19 protein-coding genes and 1 riboswitch are annotated in these 22,965 nt (G+C 41.2%); of the genes, 7 read left to right on the top strand and 12 right to left on the bottom strand.

What is annotated here, in order from left to right; translation table 11 throughout:
- Positions 1-486 precede the first annotated feature (486 nt).
- The 3 genes from M0M83_RS08800 to dalD all read right to left on the bottom strand — a co-directional run bounded on the left by M0M83_RS08800 (position 487) and on the right by dalD (position 4,736).
- A complete protein-coding gene (locus M0M83_RS08800; protein ID WP_248468273.1) occupies positions 487-1,776 on the bottom strand; it encodes an MFS transporter in 1,290 nt (429 codons plus the stop codon).
- A gap of 90 nt (positions 1,777-1,866) precedes the next feature.
- Positions 1,867-3,336: a xylulokinase gene (gene xylB, locus M0M83_RS08795; RefSeq protein ID WP_125890917.1), complete on the bottom strand. Its 1,470-nt coding sequence runs from the start codon at positions 3,334-3,336 to the stop codon at positions 1,867-1,869.
- A gap of 11 nt (positions 3,337-3,347) precedes the next feature.
- On the bottom strand, positions 3,348-4,736 hold the full coding sequence (dalD, locus tag M0M83_RS08790) for a D-arabinitol 4-dehydrogenase (RefSeq protein WP_248468272.1): 1,389 nt from the start codon (positions 4,734-4,736) through the stop codon (positions 3,348-3,350).
- 177 nt (positions 4,737-4,913) lie between these two features.
- Between dalD and M0M83_RS08785 the strand changes: the two genes are divergently transcribed.
- Positions 4,914-5,876, top strand: a complete 963-nt coding sequence (locus M0M83_RS08785) for a sugar-binding transcriptional regulator (protein ID WP_213913286.1) — start codon at positions 4,914-4,916, stop codon at positions 5,874-5,876.
- Here M0M83_RS08785 and crcB read toward each other — a convergent pair.
- The 6 genes from crcB to M0M83_RS08755 form a co-directional block, all read right to left on the bottom strand.
- Positions 5,862-6,242 (bottom strand): fluoride efflux transporter CrcB, encoded by a 381-nt coding sequence (gene crcB / locus M0M83_RS08780; RefSeq protein ID WP_125890913.1) that lies wholly within the window; start codon positions 6,240-6,242, stop codon positions 5,862-5,864. The two genes, M0M83_RS08785 and crcB, sit on opposite strands and share 15 nt — an antisense overlap.
- Before the next feature lie 110 nt (positions 6,243-6,352).
- Positions 6,353-6,422: riboswitch (Fluoride riboswitch) on the bottom strand.
- A 391-nt stretch (positions 6,423-6,813) separates the two neighbouring features.
- Positions 6,814-7,776 (bottom strand): sugar-binding transcriptional regulator, encoded by a 963-nt coding sequence (locus M0M83_RS08775; RefSeq protein ID WP_125890912.1) that lies wholly within the window; start codon positions 7,774-7,776, stop codon positions 6,814-6,816.
- 158 nt (positions 7,777-7,934) lie between these two features.
- Entirely contained in the window at positions 7,935-8,588 is a 654-nt protein-coding gene (dhaL, locus tag M0M83_RS08770; protein ID WP_213913288.1) for a dihydroxyacetone kinase subunit DhaL, read from the bottom strand.
- A gap of 10 nt (positions 8,589-8,598) precedes the next feature.
- Entirely contained in the window at positions 8,599-9,600 is a 1,002-nt protein-coding gene (locus tag M0M83_RS08765; protein WP_213913289.1) for a dihydroxyacetone kinase subunit DhaK, read from the bottom strand.
- Positions 9,601-9,611: 11 nt separating this feature from the next.
- Entirely contained in the window at positions 9,612-10,883 is a 1,272-nt protein-coding gene (locus tag M0M83_RS08760) for an MFS transporter (protein ID WP_125890910.1), read from the bottom strand.
- 129 nt (positions 10,884-11,012) lie between these two features.
- The gene (locus tag M0M83_RS08755; protein ID WP_004910265.1) at positions 11,013-12,125 is read right to left on the bottom strand and encodes an MDR/zinc-dependent alcohol dehydrogenase-like family protein; all 1,113 of its coding nucleotides are present in this window, start codon (positions 12,123-12,125) and stop codon (positions 11,013-11,015) included.
- Between the two features lie 323 nt (positions 12,126-12,448).
- Between M0M83_RS08755 and rpiB the strand changes: the two genes are divergently transcribed.
- Together rpiB and tkt are read left to right on the top strand one after the other, a co-directional pair.
- Complete coding sequence (gene rpiB / locus M0M83_RS08750; RefSeq protein WP_004263541.1) at positions 12,449-12,901, top strand: ribose 5-phosphate isomerase B; 453 nt, start codon at positions 12,449-12,451, stop codon at positions 12,899-12,901.
- A 36-nt stretch (positions 12,902-12,937) separates the two neighbouring features.
- The gene (tkt, locus tag M0M83_RS08745; protein WP_125890909.1) at positions 12,938-14,947 is read left to right on the top strand and encodes a transketolase; all 2,010 of its coding nucleotides are present in this window, start codon (positions 12,938-12,940) and stop codon (positions 14,945-14,947) included.
- A gap of 152 nt (positions 14,948-15,099) precedes the next feature.
- On the opposite strand, the gene M0M83_RS08740 is transcribed toward tkt, so the two are convergent.
- Complete coding sequence (locus M0M83_RS08740) at positions 15,100-15,861, bottom strand: SDR family oxidoreductase (protein WP_248468270.1); 762 nt, start codon at positions 15,859-15,861, stop codon at positions 15,100-15,102.
- A gap of 468 nt (positions 15,862-16,329) precedes the next feature.
- Between M0M83_RS08740 and fetA the strand changes: the two genes are divergently transcribed.
- Both fetA and fetB read left to right on the top strand, forming a co-directional pair.
- Positions 16,330-16,983 (top strand): iron efflux ABC transporter ATP-binding subunit FetA, encoded by a 654-nt coding sequence (gene fetA, locus M0M83_RS08735; protein WP_125890907.1) that lies wholly within the window; start codon positions 16,330-16,332, stop codon positions 16,981-16,983.
- Between the two features lie 9 nt (positions 16,984-16,992).
- On the top strand, positions 16,993-17,769 hold the full coding sequence (gene fetB, locus M0M83_RS08730) for an iron efflux ABC transporter permease subunit FetB (protein ID WP_125890906.1): 777 nt from the start codon (positions 16,993-16,995) through the stop codon (positions 17,767-17,769).
- A gap of 51 nt (positions 17,770-17,820) precedes the next feature.
- On the opposite strand, the gene M0M83_RS08725 is transcribed toward fetB, so the two are convergent.
- Positions 17,821-18,855, bottom strand: coding sequence for a substrate-binding domain-containing protein (locus M0M83_RS08725; RefSeq protein WP_213913291.1), 1,035 nt, complete (start codon positions 18,853-18,855; stop codon positions 17,821-17,823).
- A gap of 233 nt (positions 18,856-19,088) precedes the next feature.
- On the opposite strand from M0M83_RS08725, the gene M0M83_RS08720 reads away from it, so the two are divergent.
- Both M0M83_RS08720 and M0M83_RS08715 read left to right on the top strand, forming a co-directional pair.
- Complete coding sequence (locus M0M83_RS08720) at positions 19,089-19,817, top strand: SDR family oxidoreductase (RefSeq protein ID WP_213913292.1); 729 nt, start codon at positions 19,089-19,091, stop codon at positions 19,815-19,817.
- A 65-nt stretch (positions 19,818-19,882) separates the two neighbouring features.
- The gene (locus M0M83_RS08715) at positions 19,883-21,490 is read left to right on the top strand and encodes an FGGY-family carbohydrate kinase (RefSeq protein WP_248468437.1); all 1,608 of its coding nucleotides are present in this window, start codon (positions 19,883-19,885) and stop codon (positions 21,488-21,490) included.
- 124 nt (positions 21,491-21,614) lie between these two features.
- On the opposite strand, the gene M0M83_RS08710 is transcribed toward M0M83_RS08715, so the two are convergent.
- Entirely contained in the window at positions 21,615-22,004 is a 390-nt protein-coding gene (locus tag M0M83_RS08710; RefSeq protein ID WP_213913294.1) for a hypothetical protein, read from the bottom strand.
- Between the last annotated feature and the right edge of the window lie 961 nt (positions 22,005-22,965).

Below are 22,965 nucleotides of genomic sequence, written 5' to 3'. Positions count from 1 at the left end.
AATTCATCATAACACCGAAAATTCAGATGTATAGAGAGTCAAACAGGATTTAAATTGCTTGGAATAAAGGTATACAGTGAATTTAATAGTCAGATATAACATCGAAATGGGTAAGTGCCTTAACATTCTCTAAATGCAGGTTTGTAATCTAATATTTTATGTCATTTAAATTTCTTTTAATAAACGAATTGACTATAGATTGTTTTTTAGTCTATGAAATTATATTCTATTGTCTAGTGCTGTATTTTCAATAAAAATCGCAACAAGATAAAAAATCACCTTATAAATATGAATCATATTTCTATTTATAGGAAATATTCTACTTTATTTTCTTTTTAAACCGTTTCTCTTTATATTGCTGTTGTAAAGGACGATATCCCTTCATCTGCAATTTACTTTGTCACGACAATAGCGTTTCTTTAAATAAAGAAAAGCCCCATAGATATTCACTATCTACAGGACTCGATAAATATTAGATAAAGTAAATTAATGACTGGTTTGTTGTTCTGTCATCGACTTCACTGATTTTATTTTGCGATTATTTTCAAATCCAGGTTGTGGCACTTTAATAAAAAATGTCAGTATTCCTGCAAAGAGATACAAACCTGTATATGCCCAAACAACGCCCACAATATCAAAGAAAGGTAATACTAAACTGGCTATTGCCGGTGCAGCAAAATTACTCAGCCCCGCTGAAAGGTTATAAATTGAGACCGCAGCACCTTTATGGTGTGGCTCAATACTTGGGAATACCGCCGTCATTGGAACAAATGCAGCCACAAAGATCCCCAGTAAAATCGCAGGTATTAAAGCAATCGCAAAATTATGGCCAAAATAAACCGGTAAGTAATAGAACATCAGGCTAGATATTGCCATACCTAGGCAACCAAACCACCTGACCTGACGAACCCACCCAATATGTTCACCAACAATTCCCCAAAAAATATTCGTAAAAATAGTCACAAAGAAGAAAACAGCCCAAATCTGTAACCATTCAGAAATGGTAAACCCTAAACGGTCAACAAACAGTAATGGCATAATAATCGCAAAACCAAACAATGAGATTGTATTGATAATACGGATTAAACTCGCCATAAAGATGTCTTTGTTGGTAAATAAAATGGTGGCAGCCCGCGATAATTCGGCCATTTTATCTTTCATCGGTAAATTGACTTTAGAGCGGTCAACTGGAACATTGCGTAGGCTAAAATACGCAATTGCACCACCAATAGCGACCCAACCAATGGCCATCCATAATGTTCCTGTCTCCCCTATCATTGGAATTGAAAAACTGGGTAAATAGCTCCCAATCACGCCAATTCCGACAGAATACATCGCCCAGAACCACCCCGTGGCAGCAGCAAGATGCGCTCGAGGGATGACTTGCACTAACATCATCATAAATGAATAGATAAACAAGGGATAAGCTAGCCCACGGATCCCATAGAATAACAACATCATACCGTAGCTTTTCATGCCTAAGCCAAATGCCATAAATAAGGCATGCATGACAATCCAGAGAATAAACCCGATCATCATGGCTTTTAGGGGGGTGATAATTTCAGCTACGACGCCAGATGCCCATGCGGCAACGGCTGCCATTAAGCCATAGACAGTAAATACCATCGCTGATTGTGCCGGTGTAAACCCTAAATCAGTGATATGTTTCGATAAAAAAGCCATTTCAAAGCCATCACCACTCATAAAAATAGCGATGGCAATAAAACCCCAGAACAAATGCTTAGGTAGACCAAGCCAATACTGCTTCTGTTCCATTGCAGTTTCCTCATTCTAATTTTGTTATTTTAATCAATCGCGAAGAGATAACTGTGGCGGTGATGTGTAGGGAAACACCGCCACAATTGCCTACTGAGGCAATAATTCTCTTGCTTGTTTTTGCTGTTGATATAATAAGCGGAAAGCATCGAGCCGTTGATTTAACCAAGTTTGGTACTGTTTTTGTGGTAAATAGGTATTCAACACTTCTGGTTTTTGGCACACCATTTCTGTATTGCCGCCATCCGCCAGCCATGCCAGACGAGCCGCACCTAAAGCCCCTGATGAACTCGCTGGGTGGGTCACAATCGGTATATCGATAACATCCGCAATCAGCTGCGCCCAAACTGGGCTGCGCGCACCGCCTCCTGTTAAACTACAGCGGCTTACTTGCGTCCCCGTTTGTTTAAGTACTTGCATGCCATCTGCCAGAGCAAAGGTTACTCCTTCAATCACTGCATAACCAAGCTGGGCCCGAGTTGTTTCATTTCTCAACGCAAAAAATGAGCCCATAGCATAAGGGTCATTATGGGGCGTTCGTTCCCCTGAGAGGTAAGGCAGAAATACCGGAGCTTGCTTTTTCTGGTCATCGGTCAATTGCCCCACTTCATCCATTAGCTGATTTTCCGTTGTGGAAAGAAGCTGGCAAAGCCAACGCAAACAGTTGGCAGCACTTAACATCACACTCATTTGGTGCCAACGATTTGGCAATGCATGGGCAAAAGCATGGACGCCTTGGTGTGGTGCGGCTTGTAGCTGATTATTAACCACAAAAATGACGCCAGAGGTGCCCAAGGAAATTAGAGCATCACCGTCATTAACCGCACCAACACCAACAGCAGAAGCCGCATTATCACCGCCTCCACCCGCGATAATTACATCGGCGCTAAGCCCCCATTGGGAAGCTAAATCCGCCCGTAACACACCGCTTTTTTCAGCACCTTCAACTAAAGAAGGCATTTGTTCACGAGTTAGATTAGTTGCAGCCAATAGTTCATCAGACCAATCACGCTTAGCCACATCTAGCCATAATGTACCTGAGGCATCGGACATGTCACTGGTAAATAACCCCGTCATTTTCCAACGCAGATAATCTTTAGGAAGCAATACCTTAGCAACCTGCTTGAATATTTCAGGCTCATGACGTGCAACCCACAATAATTTGGGCGCTGTGAAACCTGGCATCACCAAATTAGCGCCAATGGTTAGAAACTCGGGGTAATTCTCCATCAGCCATTCGCATTCTTTCGCACTGCGGGTGTCATTCCATAAGATACAATCACGCAGCACTTGATTTTGCTCATCAAGCAGTACCGCACCATGCATTTGGCCTGATAAGCCAATTGCTTTTACCGCCGCCCATGCTTCTGGGGATTTTTGTCGCAACGTAGCCGCAACTGCGTTGGTGGCTTCCCACCAGCTATCTGGCGATTGCTCGGCCCACTGAGAATGTGGCCTTTGTACGGTTAATGCCATATGGCTTGAGGCAACAATTTCGCCCTGAGCATTAATTAATACAGCCTTAAGTTCTGAAGTGCCTAGGTCAATTCCGAGGTACATCGCCTTTCTCCTTACAGAGGTTGTTGAGGTGACTTGAGCCAATTTTCAACTTTTTCAACCGTGTTGCTCATCAATTCGTGAAATTCAGTAGAATGAGCGAGTGAGCCGAACAGCATGTCACTTGAGACAAATTGCGACAATGCGTCACTGCTATTCATCATTTTTTGATATAGCGGTACATCTAACACGCCATCCTGATATTCATACGGTAATTCACCACGAGCCCAGCGCTGTAAAAACACGAAGAATAAAGCAGGAAGCACCGCTGTCGCGGCTGGAGTTTGCTGGCGCTGATAGCATTCTTGCAATGTTGGCGTGATAAAACCGGGAATTTTTGATAAACCATCAGCGGCAACACGCTGGTTAGTATCCTGAATATAAGGGTTACTAAAGCGTGCGAGTACCACATCGCGGTATTGTTCTAAATCGAGAGGGCTCGGTGACAATGACGGTATCACGTCATATGTGACATAATTCCATGCCATTTGTTTGATAGCGGATTGGCGGGTACTTTCATCAATAAAGCTCAAACCAATTAAGGTTCCAGCCCAAGCAATGCAACTGTGGCTCGCATTCAGAATACGAATTTTTGCTTCTTCCCACGGTAAAACGGATTCAACCATTTCTACATCGACATTTTCTAATGCAGGGCGCCCATTAATAAAGTCATCTTCAATCACCCACTGAATGAATGCTTCCCCCATAACAGGAGCTTTATCATCCCAACCCGTTTGTTGTTTAACACGCTCAGCCACATCTGATGTTGGCCGAGGGGTGATCCTATCCACCATAGTGTTCGGTGAACGGGTATGTTCTTTCACCCACTGATATAACTCACTTTCACCTTTTAGCTGTAAGAAAGATAAAAAGCCATGTCTGAAACGCTCACCGTTATGGCGTAAATTATCACAGTTTAATAAGGTTACGGGTTCACCATGCGCAGCTAAACGTGCACGTAAAATATGCGTTAACGCACCATATATGGTGCTCATTTTGCCCGTTAAGTCTGCTTTAACATCTGGCTGTTCTGCATCTAATTCATGCTGTGGGGTTAAATAATAGCCCGCCTCCGTGACCGTGAAGGCTATCACGCGTGTTGCTTTATCACGGCCTTGTTCGACTAACTGGCTTAAATTCTCATCCCAATGCAATACTTTACGCACTGAAGTGATTTTTTCATAATGGCGCTCACCTTCAGGTGAAACAGTTTCAAGGGTATATTCCCCATTTTGCTTGGTTAAGTTATCAAGCAATGAATTCGTATCATTGCGAATATTCCCTAAGGCAATTGACCAACTATCATCCCCTTGTTGGATCAAGCGGTGCAAATACCACGCTTGGTGAGCACGATGAAATGACCCAGCACCGATGTGCATCCACACTGATTTCTGCTTTAACATTGTGACTCCTTAACCTAAAATTAAATAATTGCTATTTTATTGGGCATATGCCCGTTTGTTATATTTTAGTTTCAATCTGATCACAATTACTGCGATAATGCTCACACTATTGACTTTTGCCCTTTTAATAAACAATTGCCCAGAATTACAATAAGCGAAACCAGCAGGAGAACGTCCATGCAGAAAGAATTAAAAAAAATGGAACAAGCTGCGCGTGCGGCATGGCTATATTTTGTGGCAGGTAAAACACAACAAGAAATTGCGCATGAACTTGGGCTATCAAGACAAGTCGCCCAGCGCCTTATCTCACTAGCAAAAGAGCAAGGTATGGTTCAGGTGCAAATCACACACCCGATTACGGAGTGTTTAAGACTCGCTAATCAAATCCAGCAAAAGTATCACCTAACACATTGCTTTGTTGTCCCGTCAGGTCAACTTGATACAGAAGCCACGCTCGACATGATTTCAGTGGCCGGTGCTGAACTGATGGAACAATTAATCGAACCCGATAAACCCCAAGTTATAGGTATTGGTTCAGGTAGAACATTACGCAGTATTATTGATGCCCTTCCTTACCTAGAAACCGCCCAGCACCAATGTGTTTCACTAATTGGTGCGATTGCTCGTGATAGCTCAGCAACTCGCTATGATATCCCATTGCGCTTTGCAGAAAAATTACAGTGCCGGCACTATATTCTACCTGCGCCACTGTACGCCGATAGCCCAGAAGATAAAGCAATGTGGTGCCAACATCGCGTGTATAAAGAAGTTACCGAAAAAGCACTGAATGCGGACATCACTTTTATTGGCATTGGCGAAGTCGGTAAAGGATGCCCACTCAATTCTGAAGGTTTCGTCACGGATGAACAAATGGAAATGTTGTTAGAAAAAGGGGTGACCGCGGAGTTACTGGGGCATTTTATCCAAGCTAACGGTGAACGGCTTTCTACCGCGTTAGATGCCACACACACCAGTGTTCCGCTTTTCCGTTCCCCGAATAAACCGGTGATCGCATTTGCGGGTGGCACACACAAAACGAAAGCAATTCAAGCTGTTATGAATGGTGGTTGGGTAACAGGTTTAGTGACCGATGAAGCTACTGCACATCATTTGTTAGCTAATAAATCACCCCTGTGCTAACCAGTGATGGCATAACATTCCAAGCAAGGTAAAGATCAGGGCGCCAATCACATGGATGGCGATGGTACTAATGGCAAAACCCAATTTACCTTCTTGGATCAATACCAAGACTTCAAGTGAAAAGGTCGAAAAGGTGGTAAATGCACCACAGAAACCAGTTACAATGAATAATTTATAAGCGGGGCTAATATTTGCATTGGCAAAATACGAAATGGCAAACCCAATGACAAAGCCGCCAACCAAATTGACTGCGACGGTACCTAGAGGAATATTTGGGTAAAGATGATTAAGTCTTAGGCTAACAAACCATCTTAGCCATCCACCAAGAACAGAACCAATCGCGATTGCAAATAAAGAGGCGTACATAGAAACTTCCTTTAATATTGGTGGGATAAATGAAAGGAAAGTTTCCTATTGCCGCATTTATGCCCAAAATCCAGGGCACATAATACCTACGTACCCTATTCATTGAAAAGGTTAGCGTAGGCATCATCAGCCCTCTGCGGGCGGTTTCACATGAGGAGGAATGCCATCTCCCAAAGGTTTACATAAAAATAATAAGGCAACTAATTAGGTGATGCAAACCTAATTTATGATAGATACCCTAAATAGTTAGGAGTCATAACTAAGCAGAAAACGAATAAGTGAGTGTCGTCAACAACGCGACAGCTTGAAGTATGACAAAATAATAGCTCTAAATAATTCAAGTTGTCGCTAGGCGACAAGTGAATGAGTCATTAGGAGCATACACAAGTATGTGACTAATACGAATGAGCGTAGTCAACAACGCGACAGCTTGAAGTATGACAAAATAATAGCTCTAAATAATTCAAGTTGTCGCTAGGCGACAAGTGAATGAGTCATTAGGAGCATACACAAGTATGTGACTAATGCGAATGAGCGTAGTCAACAACGCGACAGCTTGAAGTATGACGAGCTATTGGGACATCTTTAAAATCGTCCGCACATTACTCGCACTCGTCGCAATAATATCAATCGCCCCCGTACGTAGCGCTCCCATAATCGCCATTGCTTTTGATGACTCTGATGCAATTGCGATTACACAGGGGATTTTTCTGAGTTCATCAATGCTTAGACCAATCACTCGGTCATTCATCACTGTATCTACATGTTGCCCTTGTGCATTGAAAAAATCATATCCCGCGATATCGCCAATCACCCCTTGGTTCAAGCTCGCATCAACGATTTCACGTGGTGTAAACCAGCCTAGTTTGACCATATAGCTATCTTCATTCATATCGCCAATACCAATTAAAGCAATATCCGCTTTACGGGCACGATCTAAGGTTTCCTTAATGGTGCCATTTTTCATAAACGCTTGCTTTAATTCGTTATTTTCAACATAAGCTGGGGCGTATAGGGTTTCGCTAGTTCCGCCAAACTTTTTAGCTAAACGACGACTGATATGATCCGCATTAATGGAATCACCTGGGCGATGGGTTCCGCCTATCCCACAAATAAAACGGCAATCTTTTTCAGGGACGGCCCCACCGCTATCAGCTACTACCGCAACATTGCGACCTTGGCCGACCGTGACTATCATATTGTCTCGTAACGTTGTTGATAAATAGTTAGCGACGAGAGTGCCGACTTGGTAACGTTGCTCTTCTTCGTCGGGATGGTCGAGGGCAATCAATGCACGGGAAATCGGGAAGCGAGAAAGTAACTGTTGTTCTAACTGAGTGCTAAAAATAGGATGATAGCGAACATTGATCTCTACAATACCTTCTTCCTTTGCCCGCTTGAGTAAGCGCCCTACCTTAATTCGCGATATACCAAACTTATTGGCGATCTCTTCCTGAGTAATTTCATCACGATAATAAGCTATCGCAATTTCAGTCAGTAGCTCGATTTCGGAAGATGTTTGTGATCTATCCATAAGATAGTGATTTCCTCTTTATTGGTGTTAATCGCAACAAGGGTGATAAGGTTTTAGTATAGCGTTTCTAGTGGCAATTAATAAGTGAGTTATAAAAGAGAGTGGATATATAGCAATGATATTTGACTATATATCCACGAAAGAATTATATAAAACAATTATGCATTAGCTAATGCATCCTGTTTTTCAATACTCTGCGCTAATTGACATAATAATAAACAACAAGAAGTGGCCCCCGCATCTAATACCCCTCTTGAACGTTCACCAAGGCGGCTTGCACGACCAATTTTAGCCACTAAATCTACAGTGGAATCACGACCTGCAATAGCAGCGGCCTGCATCGCATCAAGCGCTTGTTTAAAGTTTCCCCCTGCTTTTGTCGCCTCTTCAAAAGCATTAACTGCGGGGATCAATGTATCCATCAAGCACTTATCACCCACTGTCGCACTGCTGATGTCTTGCAGCTCAGATAAACCATTTTTCAGCATATCGAGGAAATCTTGTTGTGATAGCGTATTTTTCCCTGAAATGCTGTCTGACATTCCCATAAAGAAACTGCCATAAAGTGGTCCCATTGAGCCGCCAATACCTTCCATCAAAGCATCAGAAATCTCTTCAAAGCCTTCACTGAGAGATAATTCACGGTCTGCGATTGCTTTCGCACATAAATTAAAACCTTTTGCCATATTGATGCCGTGGTCTCCATCCCCTATTGCGCCATCAATTTCACTGAGGTATTCACGGTTAGAAACAATAATGTTCACTAAATCAAGGGTAATTTCCTTGCCGTTGCCCGTTGAAATAACTTGCATAATTGTCTCCTTATTTAACCTGTGTTAAACCCAATGAATATGCAGGGACATCCATCAATGTTTTCAATTCATCATCCACTTTCATTAATGTCAGCGTGACCCCCATCATTTCTAGTGAGGTAAAATAGTTACCAACATAGTTACGAACAATCCGTACACCTTTCTCACTGAGTTGTTTTTCAACCTCTGCATAATAGATGTATAGCTCCATAACCGGTGTCGCACCTAGCCCTGAAACCAAGACGACCACTTCATCACCTTGTTTTGCCTGCATATCATCTAAAATTGGCGCTAACATGGTTTGTGCCATTTGCGCGGCAGATTGAATTGGCATGATTTCAATGCCTGGCTCGCCATGGTGGCCAATGCCTAGTTCCATCATCCCATCTTCAATATGGAAATTTGGATGACCCACAGCTGGAATAGTGCAAGACGTTAACCCAACACCAATAGAGTGGCAGTTATTAATCGCTTTTTGCGCTACATTAATCACACCGTCTAAATCATAGCCTTTGCTTGCTGCGGCAGAGCCCACTTTCCACATAAGAATTTCACCCGCAACACCACGGCGCTTTTCTTTTTCACTCGCAGGTGCTGAAGCAACGTCGTCGGTAGCAACCACGGTTTTGACTTGCATCCCCGCTTTTTCTGCCTTTTTCATCGCCATCTTGACGTTCATGTTATCACCCGCATAGTTACCATATAGACAGGCAACACCCGCACCGCTATCGGCTGCTTTAAACGCGTCTAAAAAAGCGCCCGCAGTGGGTGAGGAAAAAATTTCCCCAATGGCCACCGCATCTAGCATATTCTCGCCCACGTAGCCTAAAAACGCAGGTTCATGACCTGAACCACCACCAGTGACAATGCCCACTTTCCCTTGTATTGGTGCTTTTGGGTATTTTAGAACGCGCGCGTTATCAGTTTGTGCAAAATATTCAGGGTGCGCTTTCAAATACCCTTGAATTGCATCTTCAACAACGAGATCAGGTTCATTAATGATTCTATTCATAATTCCCTCATTTACTTATTTTCTGGTGTTAGCTGCATCTTTGCCGACTGTTCAAGTAATTCTTCCGGCACAGTAATAAATTTCATCAATATCGCACTAAATAGATAGAGCCCCGAGAAGATCCAAATTACGCCAAGTGCACCTACGCTACTAATAAAGAGCCCAACTAATGCAGGGCCAACAAAGGTACTTAAACCGGCTCCTAAATTAAGAACTGACATCGCCGCGCCTTTATTTTCAGGCGCTAAACTCGGCATGATGGCTGAAAGCGGTACGTATCCTGCGAGGCATGCGCCAAATAAGCCAGCAGCTATCATCATCAGGGTATAGCTGTGCCCAAAATAATAAGGCACATAGTAAAACATTAAGGTACAAACCATACAGCCTACGCAACCAAACCAAATCACAATGTTGCGCCAACCGATACGGTCGCTGACTACACCAAAGATCAGATTAAAAGCGATGTTCACTGTCCAAAGTGCCGCGTAGATATGTAACCACTCTGTACGAGAAAATCCAAAGTCAGCAAGAAACATTGGCATGAAGATCACAAAACCATACGCTGCTGAAGTATTAATGGTACGAACAATGCCGCCTAAACCAATTTTTGGGTTTTCAAACGCGATGGTGATCCCTTTAAATACATAGCTGAGCGAGACTTTTTCTTTCGGTGCATCTTGTGTATCTCCCGCTTTGTTGCGGTTAAGTGCGATAGCAATAAATGCCCCGATAGTGACAAAAATCAGTCCACTCCATAACGTTGCCATTTCACCTAAAACTGGCAACGCATAACTTGAATACATCACACCTAAAACACCGAGTCCGCCACTATAAACAAACCAGAAGATCCCGACTGCAGAGCCCAGTTTTTTAATTGGCGCCTCATAGGCCACCCAAACTAAGAAGCCGTAGGCAAACATTGGATAACCAAAACCACGCAGCGCATAGGTTGGGATCATGATAGACAGGCTGTTACTCGGTAAGCCAACAGACAAGAAAATAATCGAGCCAATGACAAACATCACAAAACCAAAAATCATCACACGACGGGCGGTATAAATTTCAGCCAACACACCGGACAACCACGCGGCGACAGCGGCAAAAAAACCATACACACTAAATAGTAATGATGATTCTTCAATACTCATTCCACGGCTAATTATAAAAGGTGACAGCCAGCCTTGTTCTAGGCCTTCTCCCATCATAAAGATCAGAACGCCAAAATAGCCAAGTAGTAACTTTGGTGAAAACCCCGTTACTTTAGACAGTTTATTGATTATCATATTGTTGACCTCAGTGCTTGTTCGCTGGGTTAGGACCTGAATAACAAGCCTTGGTAGGGTGACATTTATTCAGGTCCAATTTTTATCGTTATATTTTTAAATTCGTCTTTTTTTCAACCCACGACAGCTCTACAGGTTCGGGTCGAGAACCACTTTAATGTGCGGGTCGCCTTTCGCCATCATCGAAAAACCTTCCGCAAATTTATCTAAAGGTAAAATATCCGTCACAACCCCCTTGGTTGGGAAATCGCCATTACCAATGCCTTCAATCACTAATGGGTAGCAATATGGGCCAAGGTGAGAACCTAATAAATCCAGTTCTTTACGGTCACTGATGATGCTCCAGTCCACGGTCACTGGGTCTTTAAATACAGAAAACTCAACAAAAGTACCTAATTTACGGATCATCTTAAGGCCTTGCTCTACCGATTTAGGCGCCCCTGTCGCTTCAATGTAAATGTCACAGCCATAACCTTCAGTCATCTCTTTGACAATTTTGTCTACATCATCACGTTTAGGGTTTAATACGATATCAGCACCAAATTCTTTTGCTAATTCAAGGCGTTTATCGAATAAATCCAGAACGACTAACTTACCAGCACCGGATTTTTTAATAGCCCCAATCATACCGAGGCCTAATGTTCCCGCACCCGAAAGCACGACAACATCACCCAATTTGACATTCGCACGCTGCACGGCATGTAAAGAGCAGGCGTAAGGTTCAATCAAAATGGCATCTTCGATTGGCATCTCAACAGGCACATGGTAGTTGATAGCTTCTTTGGTAAATTTCATATATTGCGCCATGCCGCCATTAACGTTGTTTTGGAAGCCATACAAGTCATGTTTTTCACACATCCAGTATTCACCGCGTTTACAGAAGCGGCATTCCCAACAAGGTACGATTTGCTCAGAAATAACACGGTCACCTAATGCGAAACCTTCAACTTTTGAGCCAAAACCTACAACATGACCAATAAACTCATGACCTGGGATCATTGGTGCTTTAATATAAGCGGGTTGTTCCGCATCTCCCCAAAAACTAGGGGCACCTTCAAAAGCCTTCACATCACCCGCGCAGATACCACAAGCTTCTACGCGAACCAAAATCTCTTCTTCACTAATTTTAGGGACATCGACTGTTTCTAAACGGTAGTCTTTTGGTGCATAAGCAACCACGGCTTTCATTTTTTCTGGAATGCCCGCGCTCATCGTTGCTTTTGAATCACAGTGTTCACACATAGTTCTATCCTCGGCGGTTTGTAAAATGAACATAAGTTCAATGAAGATACAAATTAACCATACCTTCTTTTCTTCATCCTTGCCCATAGTGAGAGTGTCAAAGTGTGATTCAGTGCAAAAATTCTCATAAAATCGCCTTAAAACGACTATTTTTTACCTTTTCTGCAAAAAAAATTAAATTTGAAGCTGTAGATCACAGAATTCATCATCATAAAAATAAAAACATATGTTCAACTATTGATTATTTGTTCATAAGATCCTATTTTCTAAATAGTACATTTGATTGGTTTATGAACTTTTGTTCAACAATAAGGATCTCTATCATGCTATCTATTGCTATTGGCGCGGATGACGCTGCATTTGAAATGAAAGATTTGATTAAAGCTCACTTAGCAGAACTAAACATTGAAGTGACTGATTACTGTTTAAACACTGGGGTTGCAGACGAAATGTACCCTGATGTTGCCCATGCGGTTGCAACTGCTATCGTACAAGGCAAGCACCAGCGCGGTATTTTAATTTGTGGTACCGGAATTGGTATGTCCATAGTTGCCAATAAAGTCACAGGCATTCGAGCAGCACTGTGCCATGACACATACTCCGCTGAGCGGGCTCAGAAAAGTAATGACGCGCAAATAATTACCTTTGGTGCTCGTGTGATTGGCCCTGAACTGGCTAAAACCATTGTCGACACATGGCTGGCTTCCCATTATGAAGGAGGACGTTCGGCACCAAAAGTAGCTCGGATCAGTGAGTATGAAAATGGGGAACGTTAGTTTTACGTTAGGCGCTTTTACTTTGGGAGCTTTGTAATGTCCACTCAACCACAAAATAAATTAGCCAATGCCATTCGATTTCTTTCAATAGATGCGGTACAACAAGCCAATTCAGGCCACCCAGGCGCCCCTATGGGAATGGCCGATATTGCTGAAGTTCTTTGGCGAGATTATTTACAGCACAACCCTGCAGATCCGCACTGGCCTAACCGTGACCGCTTTGTCTTGTCAAACGGCCATGCGTCAATGCTGCTCTATAGCTTGCTTCATTTAACAGGCTATAATTTATCTATCGATGATTTAAAACAGTTCCGACAGCTCCATTCCAAAACACCGGGGCACCCCGAATTAGGCTATACCCCCGGAGTCGAAACCACGACAGGCCCTCTAGGCCAAGGCATTGCCAATGCGGTTGGCATGGCAATAGCAGAAAAGACGCTAGCCTCTACATTTAACCGCTCGGGGTTCCCTGTCGTCGACCACTATACCTACACTTTTTTAGGTGATGGCTGTTTAATGGAAGGGATCTCCCATGAAGTGTGCTCATTAGCGGGAACGTTAAAACTCAATAAGCTCATTGCGTTTTATGATGACAACCGCATTTCTATTGATGGAGATGTGGAAGGCTGGTTTACCGATAATACCGCAAAGCGTTTTGAAGCCTATGGCTGGCATGTAATTAGATCCATTGATGGGCATTCGCGCCCTGCGATTAAAGCGGCTATTGAACAAGCTCGCCAACAAACCGCGAAGCCCACACTTATTATCTGCAGAACCACGATTGGTTACGGATCCCCCAATAAAGCTGGTACGGCAGATTCTCATGGAGCTCCTCTCGGGCAAAATGAAATCGCACTGACTCGCCAACAACTCGGTTGGGAATACCCTCCTTTTGTGATCCCTGACGAAATATATCAACCTTGGAATGCCTTAGAGCGTGGTGCTGAACAGCAATTACGTTGGGAACAAGCATTACGAGAATACGCCAAACAATATCCTGAACTCGCCGAGCAACTAACTCTGCGGCTATCTAATCAACTTCCTGAAAAATTTACGGATATCATTGATAACTTTATTCAACAATTAAATGATAACCCTGCAACGATAGCGACACGTAAAGCCTCACAAAACACGTTAAATATTATTGGCCCTGTTTTACCTGAATTAATCGGTGGTTCCGCAGACTTAGCCCCAAGCAACCTGACCTGCTGGTCTGGGTCACTACCGATTAATGAACAACCTACAGGGAACTATATTCACTATGGTGTCAGAGAGTTTGGTATGACCGCCATTGCCAATGGCATTGCATTACATGGCGGTTTTCGCCCTTACACAGCGACCTTTTTGATGTTCTCGGAATATGCACAAAATGCCGTGAGAATGGCCGCATTAATGAAATTACCGCAAGTGCTTATTTATACCCATGATTCAATTGGCTTAGGTGAAGATGGCCCAACACATCAACCTGTTGAGCAACTTGTGTCACTACGTGCAACACCTAATTTGTCAGTATGGCGCCCTTGTTGCCAAGTAGAAACCGCCGTGGCTTGGAAGCAGGCTATCATTCATCAACAGAACCCAACCGCACTTGTGTTATCCCGTCAAAACCTAGTACAGCATTCGCGAACACCGGAACAGCTCGCCAATATCGCACGTGGTGGATATATTTTGCGCAGTAGTAGTGAAACCCCTGAATTACTCTTAATTGCCACTGGCTCTGAAATCACATTAGCGGTTGAAGCATGGAAGCTACTGACTGAACAAGGTTTTCATGTGAATGTCATTTCGATGCCATCAACAGATACCTTTGACCAACAACCTTTAGAGTACCAGCAGCGCGTGTTACCAAATCACATTCGCCATCGTATTGCTATCGAAGCCAGTATTAGTGATTACTGGCGTAAATATGTAGGAATTGATGGATTAGTTATGGGAATGAATAGCTTTGGGGAGTCAGCCCCTGCAAATGAATTATTTGAGCATTTTGGTTTCACCGTAGAAAAGCTTATTACTATGTCACACTCATTATTAAAACCTAATGGTTAATTGACCTAGCAATAATTAATATCTGTTATCCTACTTTGTAATTTTCTATTACAAGCCAAATAGTGACTATGTTATTTGGCTTATTTTTATTTAAAATAAAAATAAAGCAAATAGCACTCATATTCGCTTTATTTATTATTAATTTAATATCCTTATTGAATACTATAACCACCATCAATCACTAAATTATGCCCTGTGATCATGTCAGATGCGTCACTGGCCAAAAATAACGCACAGGCGGCAATTTCAGATGGTTCCGCAAAACGCCTAGCAGGAATTTTTCCTTTCATTTCATCACCTTTTTTACCTTCCCACGCTTTTTTACCCAGATCCGTCATGACAATCGTTGGTGAAATAGCGTTGGTTTGTATACCTTTTGGGCTCCACTCAAGTGCTAATACTTGGGTTAAACCAATAATCGCTGCTTTACTGGCACAATAGGCGGCATGTTGGTCTAAGGCAATCACCCCCGCTTGAGAAGCCATATTAACAATCTTCCCTTTTCCATTATTAATCATTGCATTACCTGCGGCCTGACAGACTAAAAAAGTCCCTTTTAAATTCACATTCATCGTTAAATCCCAATCTGATTCACTTAAGTTTTCAGCGGGAGCAAGCGCGACTATCCCTGCACTATTGACGACAATATCTAACGCACCATAATGTTCAATCACATTCTCCACCATCTGAGAAACGGCTGAAGAGTTCGTAATATCACATTGAATACCAATTGAATTCTTTAGTTTTTCCGCAATTTCTATCACTTTATCTGACTTGTCGATTAAGGCGACTTTAGCCCCTTTTTCAACATACAGTTGAGCAATCGCTAAGCCAATACCAGCAGCCCCCCCTGTAATTAATGCAACCTTACCATCAAGTGAAAAGTTGGTGCTATAGCCACTAAATTTTTTCATTTTAATTCCTTAATATCATGATGTAATATTTGGTATACTGATGAAATAAATATAAGGTTGTCTTAGGGAGACAACAAAATATTAAGCGCAGATTAAATTATTTGGTATTATTAATATAATAGTATCACTGGTTAAATTCTATATTATTCAGCTAAAAAAAAGAGATATCTCTCAAATTAAATAATTTACTAAATTCTAAATGTACATATGTTCAAAATAATAATTCGAATGAATATTTGTATTTTATTTTACCTGTAAAAATTCGTCTAAAAACGCATTTACGTTCTAATATCTCGTTAAAAGTGTATTTTTCTTCCCCTATAATTTTCCTACTAATTGGCGCATAATATTAGTAGTTATATCTAAATTGATATTAAACAACATCAGCACTGAGTTATCGAGTAAGATGTTAAAATGAATCTCATTTGCACTAAATACTGCACACTTAATTTATAGGTTATTGATAATATGGAAGAAAGTAACTTGCTCTTACAACTTAATAACATTGGCTATCGCATTGAGCAAAAATTAATTCTTGATAATGTGCAGATTAACTTACAAGCAGGCGACTTTAAACTGATTACGGGGCCTTCCGGCTGTGGTAAAAGCACCTTATTAAAAATAATCGCCTCGTTAATTTCACCAACTCAAGGAACCATCAAGTTTCAAGGGAAAGATATCAATACCATCCTCCCAGAAACGTATCGTCAGCTGGTTTCATACTGTACCCAAACGCCTGCTTTGTTTGGGCAGACTGTGTATGACAACCTCGTTTTTCCGTATAAAATCAGAAAATTGTCATTTAACAAAGACAAAGTTATCAGTGATTTGCAGCAGTTTTCTCTACATGCTTCTATTTTAGAAAAAGGAATTAATGAACTTTCTGGGGGAGAAAAACAGCGTGTTTCTCTTATTAGGAACTTACAATTTCTTCCGCAAGTCTTACTATTAGATGAAATCACCAGTGCCCTAGATGAAGAAAACAAAATTATCGTGAATGAATTTATTCATCATTTAGCGATAGATAAAAAAATAGGCGTGTTATGGGTAACCCATGATCAAGATGAAATTGCTCATACTAATGAAATTATTACCCTTCCTGTTCATCATAACGAATCATAGGATATCACTGTGCACCAACCAACTATTTCCAATGAATCATTAACCTTTTCTATCCTGTTAGTCCTAGTGGCTATTTTTATTAGCCATAAAGAAAAACTGTCCCTTGAAAAAGATATTATCTGGAGTACGTGCCGCGCGATTATTCAACTATTGATCGCAGGCTATATTCTAACATACATATTTAGAGTGGATCACGAATTGCTCACGATTGCATTGGTGATGTTTATTTGCGTCAATGCCGCGTGGAACGCTAAGAAAAGAAGTAAATATATTGATAAAATTTATGTTACTGCATTAATTGCCATTACCTCTGGTACATTTCTTACATTGTTAATTCTGATATTAACCAATGCCATCGCGTTTACGCCTATGCAGGTCATTCCTATTACAGGTATGATCGCAGGTAATGCCATGATTGCAGTAGGATTATGCTTTAATAACCTCGGTCAACGGTTTTCAAGCCAGCAACAACAGATTCAAGAAATGTTAAGTTTGGGGGCAACCCCAAAAGTTGCTTCCGCCGCTATTATCCGTGACAGTATTCGTGCATCGTTGATCCCAACGGTGGATTCTGCAAAAACAGTGGGAATTGTTAGCCTTCCGGGGATGATGTCTGGCTTAATTTTTGCTGGAGTCGACCCATTACAAGCCGTTAAATACCAGATTATGGTGACTTTTATGCTGTTAGGCACGGCAAGCCTTTCAACCATATTAGCAGGTTATATGACCTATACAAAATTCTATAACCAACGCCACCAATTATTGGTTACAACACTGAATAAATAATGACCTTTCGCCGCTTATCAGTCAACAACGATAAGCGGCTCTCACTCAATATCACTCTTTAGCCACGCCGACAGGTAATACTTCGATTAACTGTGCTTGGTTATTTTCATTCTCTATCAACTTAAAAATATGGTTTAGCATCGTTGGCACATCTTGTTTGACCATTTCGATATCATTACCTAAAAGTGCAACAAAGGGATCCCAGTCAAAACAGCCTAAATGTGGTTGATGAGCGCCAATGTAGCCTTTTTTACCTAACCAATTAATAACCCCTTCTAATGAAATGGTTGAATTAATAAATAAACCGCATTTCACTATTCTCTGTGGGTCATCATTATTCTGTTCGAAAAACCGTGAAAGCGCTCTTTCCGCCTTTTCTGGTGCATAACCACAGGCCAAAATATTTTCTTGTGGAACTGTAATACCTTTTTCATTATGCGCATCAATAAACCCACGAATACGTTCACGCGTGTTATGGTCATGTTCACGACCACCAATAAAAATTAAGGCTTCATTTGTTGATAATTGAGACGTATTTTTGTCTAAAATGCGTTGAGTTAAATTTTTTGCACCAATATAGTTGTCTGAAATAACCGAAGGCGCCAACGAGCCTGGTAAGTCTAAATTCAAGGTTGAAACCCCCGAAGCTTGGCAAAGTTCGGTGATTTTATCTGGATTGGTTGCACCCGTTGAAATCAACCAATCCACTTGATAAGAGATCATTGCGCGCGCCGCTTCTATTTCTAACTCAGGGTCACGTCGCGTGCAGGTAATGATTGGGAACAAGCCTCTTTCACGCGCCATTTCTTCAAAATGTTCGACAATAGAGCCAAAGTAGCGGTTGTCATATTTCGGGACTAACATGCCGATTATTTTCGATTTATTACTGCGCAACAAGCTGGCTTGCTTATTGACCGCATAATTTTGTTCTTCGGCGATGCGGATCACTTTTTCAGCAAGCTGTGCGCTAATTCGCCTTTTTTGCCAATTACCATTAAGTATTGCACTCACTGCACTCGCTGAAACCCCGGCTAATTCAGCAAGGTCATAGATCGTTGTTTTCTTATTTTGTCTGATCTTTGTCACAGATTCTCATCTCCATTTTTTACTAGCTTGACACCAAAGTCGAAAAGTCGCAATACTGCTACATCGATTGAGCAACATTGAAATTGATGACACATGAGTTGATATACTGCAAAATAAAGACTATCAACCATCCCATGTAGCCACCTATCCATCCCTGTGACTCATTGCTGTTTCATTAATTTCAGGCGCTTTTTATTCTTACATTTCGCTAAAATATCCGATTGGAGTAAATTATGGCCATTTCTATTGAGAACAAAGTCGCAGCAATTACCGGAGCTGCTTCCGGTATCGGTCTTGAATGTGCCCGCACACTCATCAAAGCAGGTGCAAAAGTCGTTTTAATTGACCGTGCAGAAGAGCGATTAAACCAGCTTGTTGAAGAATTAGGTGAAAACGCGATCCCGTTAGTTGTCGACTTAATGAAACCAGAACAAGTTGATGGCATGTTAGATGCCATCTTACAAAAAGCTGGCCGTTTAGATATTTTCCATGCTAATGCCGGTGCCTATATTGGTGGCCCTGTTGCTGAGGGTGACCCTGATGTGTGGGATAATGTCTTAAATTTAAACATTAATGCCGCTTTCCGCTGTGTTCGCACGGTGTTACCTCATTTTATTGCCCAAAAATCCGGTGATGTATTATTCACCAGCTCAATTGCGGGTGTTGTCCCTGTGATCTGGGAACCGATTTACACCGCATCAAAATTTGCTGTCCAAGCCTTCGTCCATTCCACACGCCGTCAGGTTTCGGAACATGGTGTCCGTGTTGGTGCAGTATTACCCGGCCCAGTGGTTACTGCATTACTTGATGATTGGCCGAAAGAAAAAATGGAAGAAGCCTTAGCAAATGGTAGCTTAATGCAACCGATTGAAGTCGCTGAAGCGGTATTATTTATGTTAACCCGCCCACGCAATGTCACTATTCGTGACCTTGTTATTGTACCGAACAGTGTTGATCTCTAACTTGTCATCTCGCAATTCATTGCAGTTAGCACCTTGGAGGAAAAATGAATAATTCACATGCACAAATAAAAAATAACGATAAAGTCGTTATTGGTATCGATGTCGGCACAGGCAGTGCTCGCGCAGGTGTCTTTGATATGTCTGGCAAGATGTTAGCGTCTGCCAAGCGTGATATTACACTGTTTCGTGATAACGCCAATTTTGCAGAGCAATCAAGTAACGAAATTTGGGAAGCGGTTTGTTATAGTGTCAAACAAGCGATGGCATTATCAAAAGCACAACCACAACAAGTGGCGGGTATTGGCTTTGATGCAACCTGCTCACTGGTTGTCATTGGAGCAGATAAACAGCCGATTACGATTAGCCCATCAAATGATCCTGAACGCAATATTATTGTGTGGATGGATCACCGTGCAACTGAACAAGCAGAACGGATTAATCAATTAAAACACCCTGTTTTAAACTATGTTGGCGGTAAAATTTCGCCTGAAATGGAAACGCCTAAAATTCTATGGCTAAAAGAAAATTTACGTCAATCCTATGATAATGCATGGCAATTTTTTGATTTAGCCGATTTTTTGACATGGAAATCAACTGATTCTTTAGCTCGTTCAACTTGCACTGTCACCTGCAAGTGGACATATCTTGCCCATGAAAAACGTTGGGATGCGAGCTACTTTCAACAGATTGGCTTATCTGAATTAGCAGATGAAAATTTCGCACGTATTGGTCAACTTATTGTGGAACCTGGAACGCCGTGTGGTGAAGGCTTAACTGAAGCCGCGGCCCAACAAATGGGCTTACTAGCAGGAACTCCTGTCGCCGCTGGTATGATAGATGCTCACGCTGGTGGTATTGGTACTGTTGGCGTTAATGGCGATGCAACCGCCAATATGGCATATGTATTTGGTACGTCTTCATGCACAATGACAACCACCAAAGAGCCCATCTTTATACCGGGGGTATGGGGGCCTTACTTTAGTGCAATGGTACCCGGCATGTGGCTAAATGAAGGTGGACAAAGTGCGGCTGGCGCTGCAATTGACCAGCTACTTTCTTTGCACCCCGCTTCAGCACAAGCAGAACTCACGGCAAAAGAACAAGGTAAACCTTTGCCTGTTATGTTAGCGGATTTAGTATTAGAAAAAGCATCTTCACCATCACAGTCTGTTGAACTAGCTGAAAAAATACACGTGGTTCCTGAGTTTTTAGGGAATCGAGCACCTTTTGCTGACCCTCATGCCAGAGCCGTCATCGCTGGTTTAACCATGGATAACAGCCTAGAAAATTTACTTTCTTTCTATGTTGCTGGTGTGTGTGGGATCGGCTATGGATTACGACAAATCATTGAAGCACAGGCAAAATCTGGCGCTGAGATTGACAATATTGCTATCAGTGGCGGTGCAGGCCAACACCCATTAATCCGCCAGCTACTTGCTGATGCGTGTGGCGTCCCAGTGATTTCAACACAAGCCAGTGAGCCCGTATTGCTTGGCTCTGCTATCCTTGGTGCAGTTGCAGGGAAAGCCTGTGCGGATGTCGCGCAAGCCATGGACCAATTTAGTGCGATTGACTTAACCTACCAAGCCAATAAAGCTTATAAAAGTCGCCATGATACAAGATTCGCCTCTTTCTTGCATTTGCAGCAATGTGCTAGAGAATTAAAAGGTTAATCACGTTGATACAAGACTCAGGTAATATTTAAACTAAAGAAAGCCGTAAATCGGCTTTCTTTATTAGAATTCGTTTTGCTTATCGAGTTTTATTTAATAGAAAAACCTGTGTTATAACTCACTTTTAGAAACAATATCTTGTCCATAGCGAATCGACCATTTCCTTTGGTACCAAATCGTAATCACCTTCAACCATTGGAATAGACAAGGAAACCTTTCCTTGTTTATCACTGTATGCTTTCACTATAAATTTTTTATAGCCTTCTAACCTTGCATTCTTAATTCGAAACACTTCGCCACATACATAACCTAAATCCCCTTTATCCGTAGTTTGGCGAATAAAATTATATTTCACATTTTTAAATGCAGCAGATTCTGGGTAAGATAAATAGTCTTCAACACTACTCTTTGCCAATTTCACAAGATCAGGTGTAGGGGCGTAGTTCAATGTTACGCCTAAAATAAAAGAACCCCCGGTTAACAACAAAATTGTGAGCAACTTTATGATATTCATATTCTTAAGCTCTCATTTACTCAATAACATACCAATTGACCAAAATGACCTAATAGTCCAGCCCAAAAATAGACCTAAGTAATTACCCTTGGTTGGTTGTAAGTAAATAATAATTATTTTAATAATTGCTAGCCCTATCTATATAAGAATACCTTATAAGACAGCTTATTTATCTCTAATTACCATAACCAATAACCACCACTAACAGAGAAAAAATACAATTAAATTTATATAGTCATCCTTATTTACCCTTCATTTCACTCACTGAGTGAGTAAACATGTCAATATTAAACCAAGAATATAAATAGTACTTAAAACATTAACTGTTTCAATTTTAATTTTTAAACTAAAAAAATTTTTCCCACTAAAAACCGAAAACAATAATAAGATTTAATTGTTCATCATAACTTAACAAAAAAAAGCAAAAACATGTAATAAAACAATTCAATTTAATAATAACCATGTCTAAATATTATTTAACTCATTAGATGCACGTTTTAACTCAATTTAGGCGTAAATTTAAATTAATTAATAATATATTCCTTATTTTAAAATAATTCCTCATTCGACTACTTTAACTCACCCAAACAAGAAAACACTTAAAATTCAATTCAATATAAAAAACATTGATTTATATTATATCTCCCCTCTCCCTTTTAACGTACGATTATCTTGTGTCTCTTTTTTTAGAGAAAATTAACCAAATCACAGTTTTAACTTAAGCACAATAAACCGCAATCACTTGATTAATAAGATTAAAATTAAATTCGATTTAATTAACAGAATGTTTGTTTTTTGATAAAAAAAAGTTAACAGCAGTCACCTAACACAAAAAACATTAGAATATTTAACAATATCTATATAGTAATTTGCCATTAGATTTCTCTTTATACCTACTTTTATCCAATTTTCGATATATCCAACCAATGCAAATTACGGATTATTCCTAGGGAAAATTACT

The sequence above is a fragment of the Providencia rettgeri genome (assembly GCF_023205015.1).
In the GTDB taxonomy this organism is placed as follows: domain Bacteria; phylum Pseudomonadota; class Gammaproteobacteria; order Enterobacterales; family Enterobacteriaceae; genus Providencia; species Providencia rettgeri_E.
The sequence above is the reverse complement of the archived record's forward strand: the minus strand, read 5'-3'. Positions and strand labels throughout refer to the sequence as shown.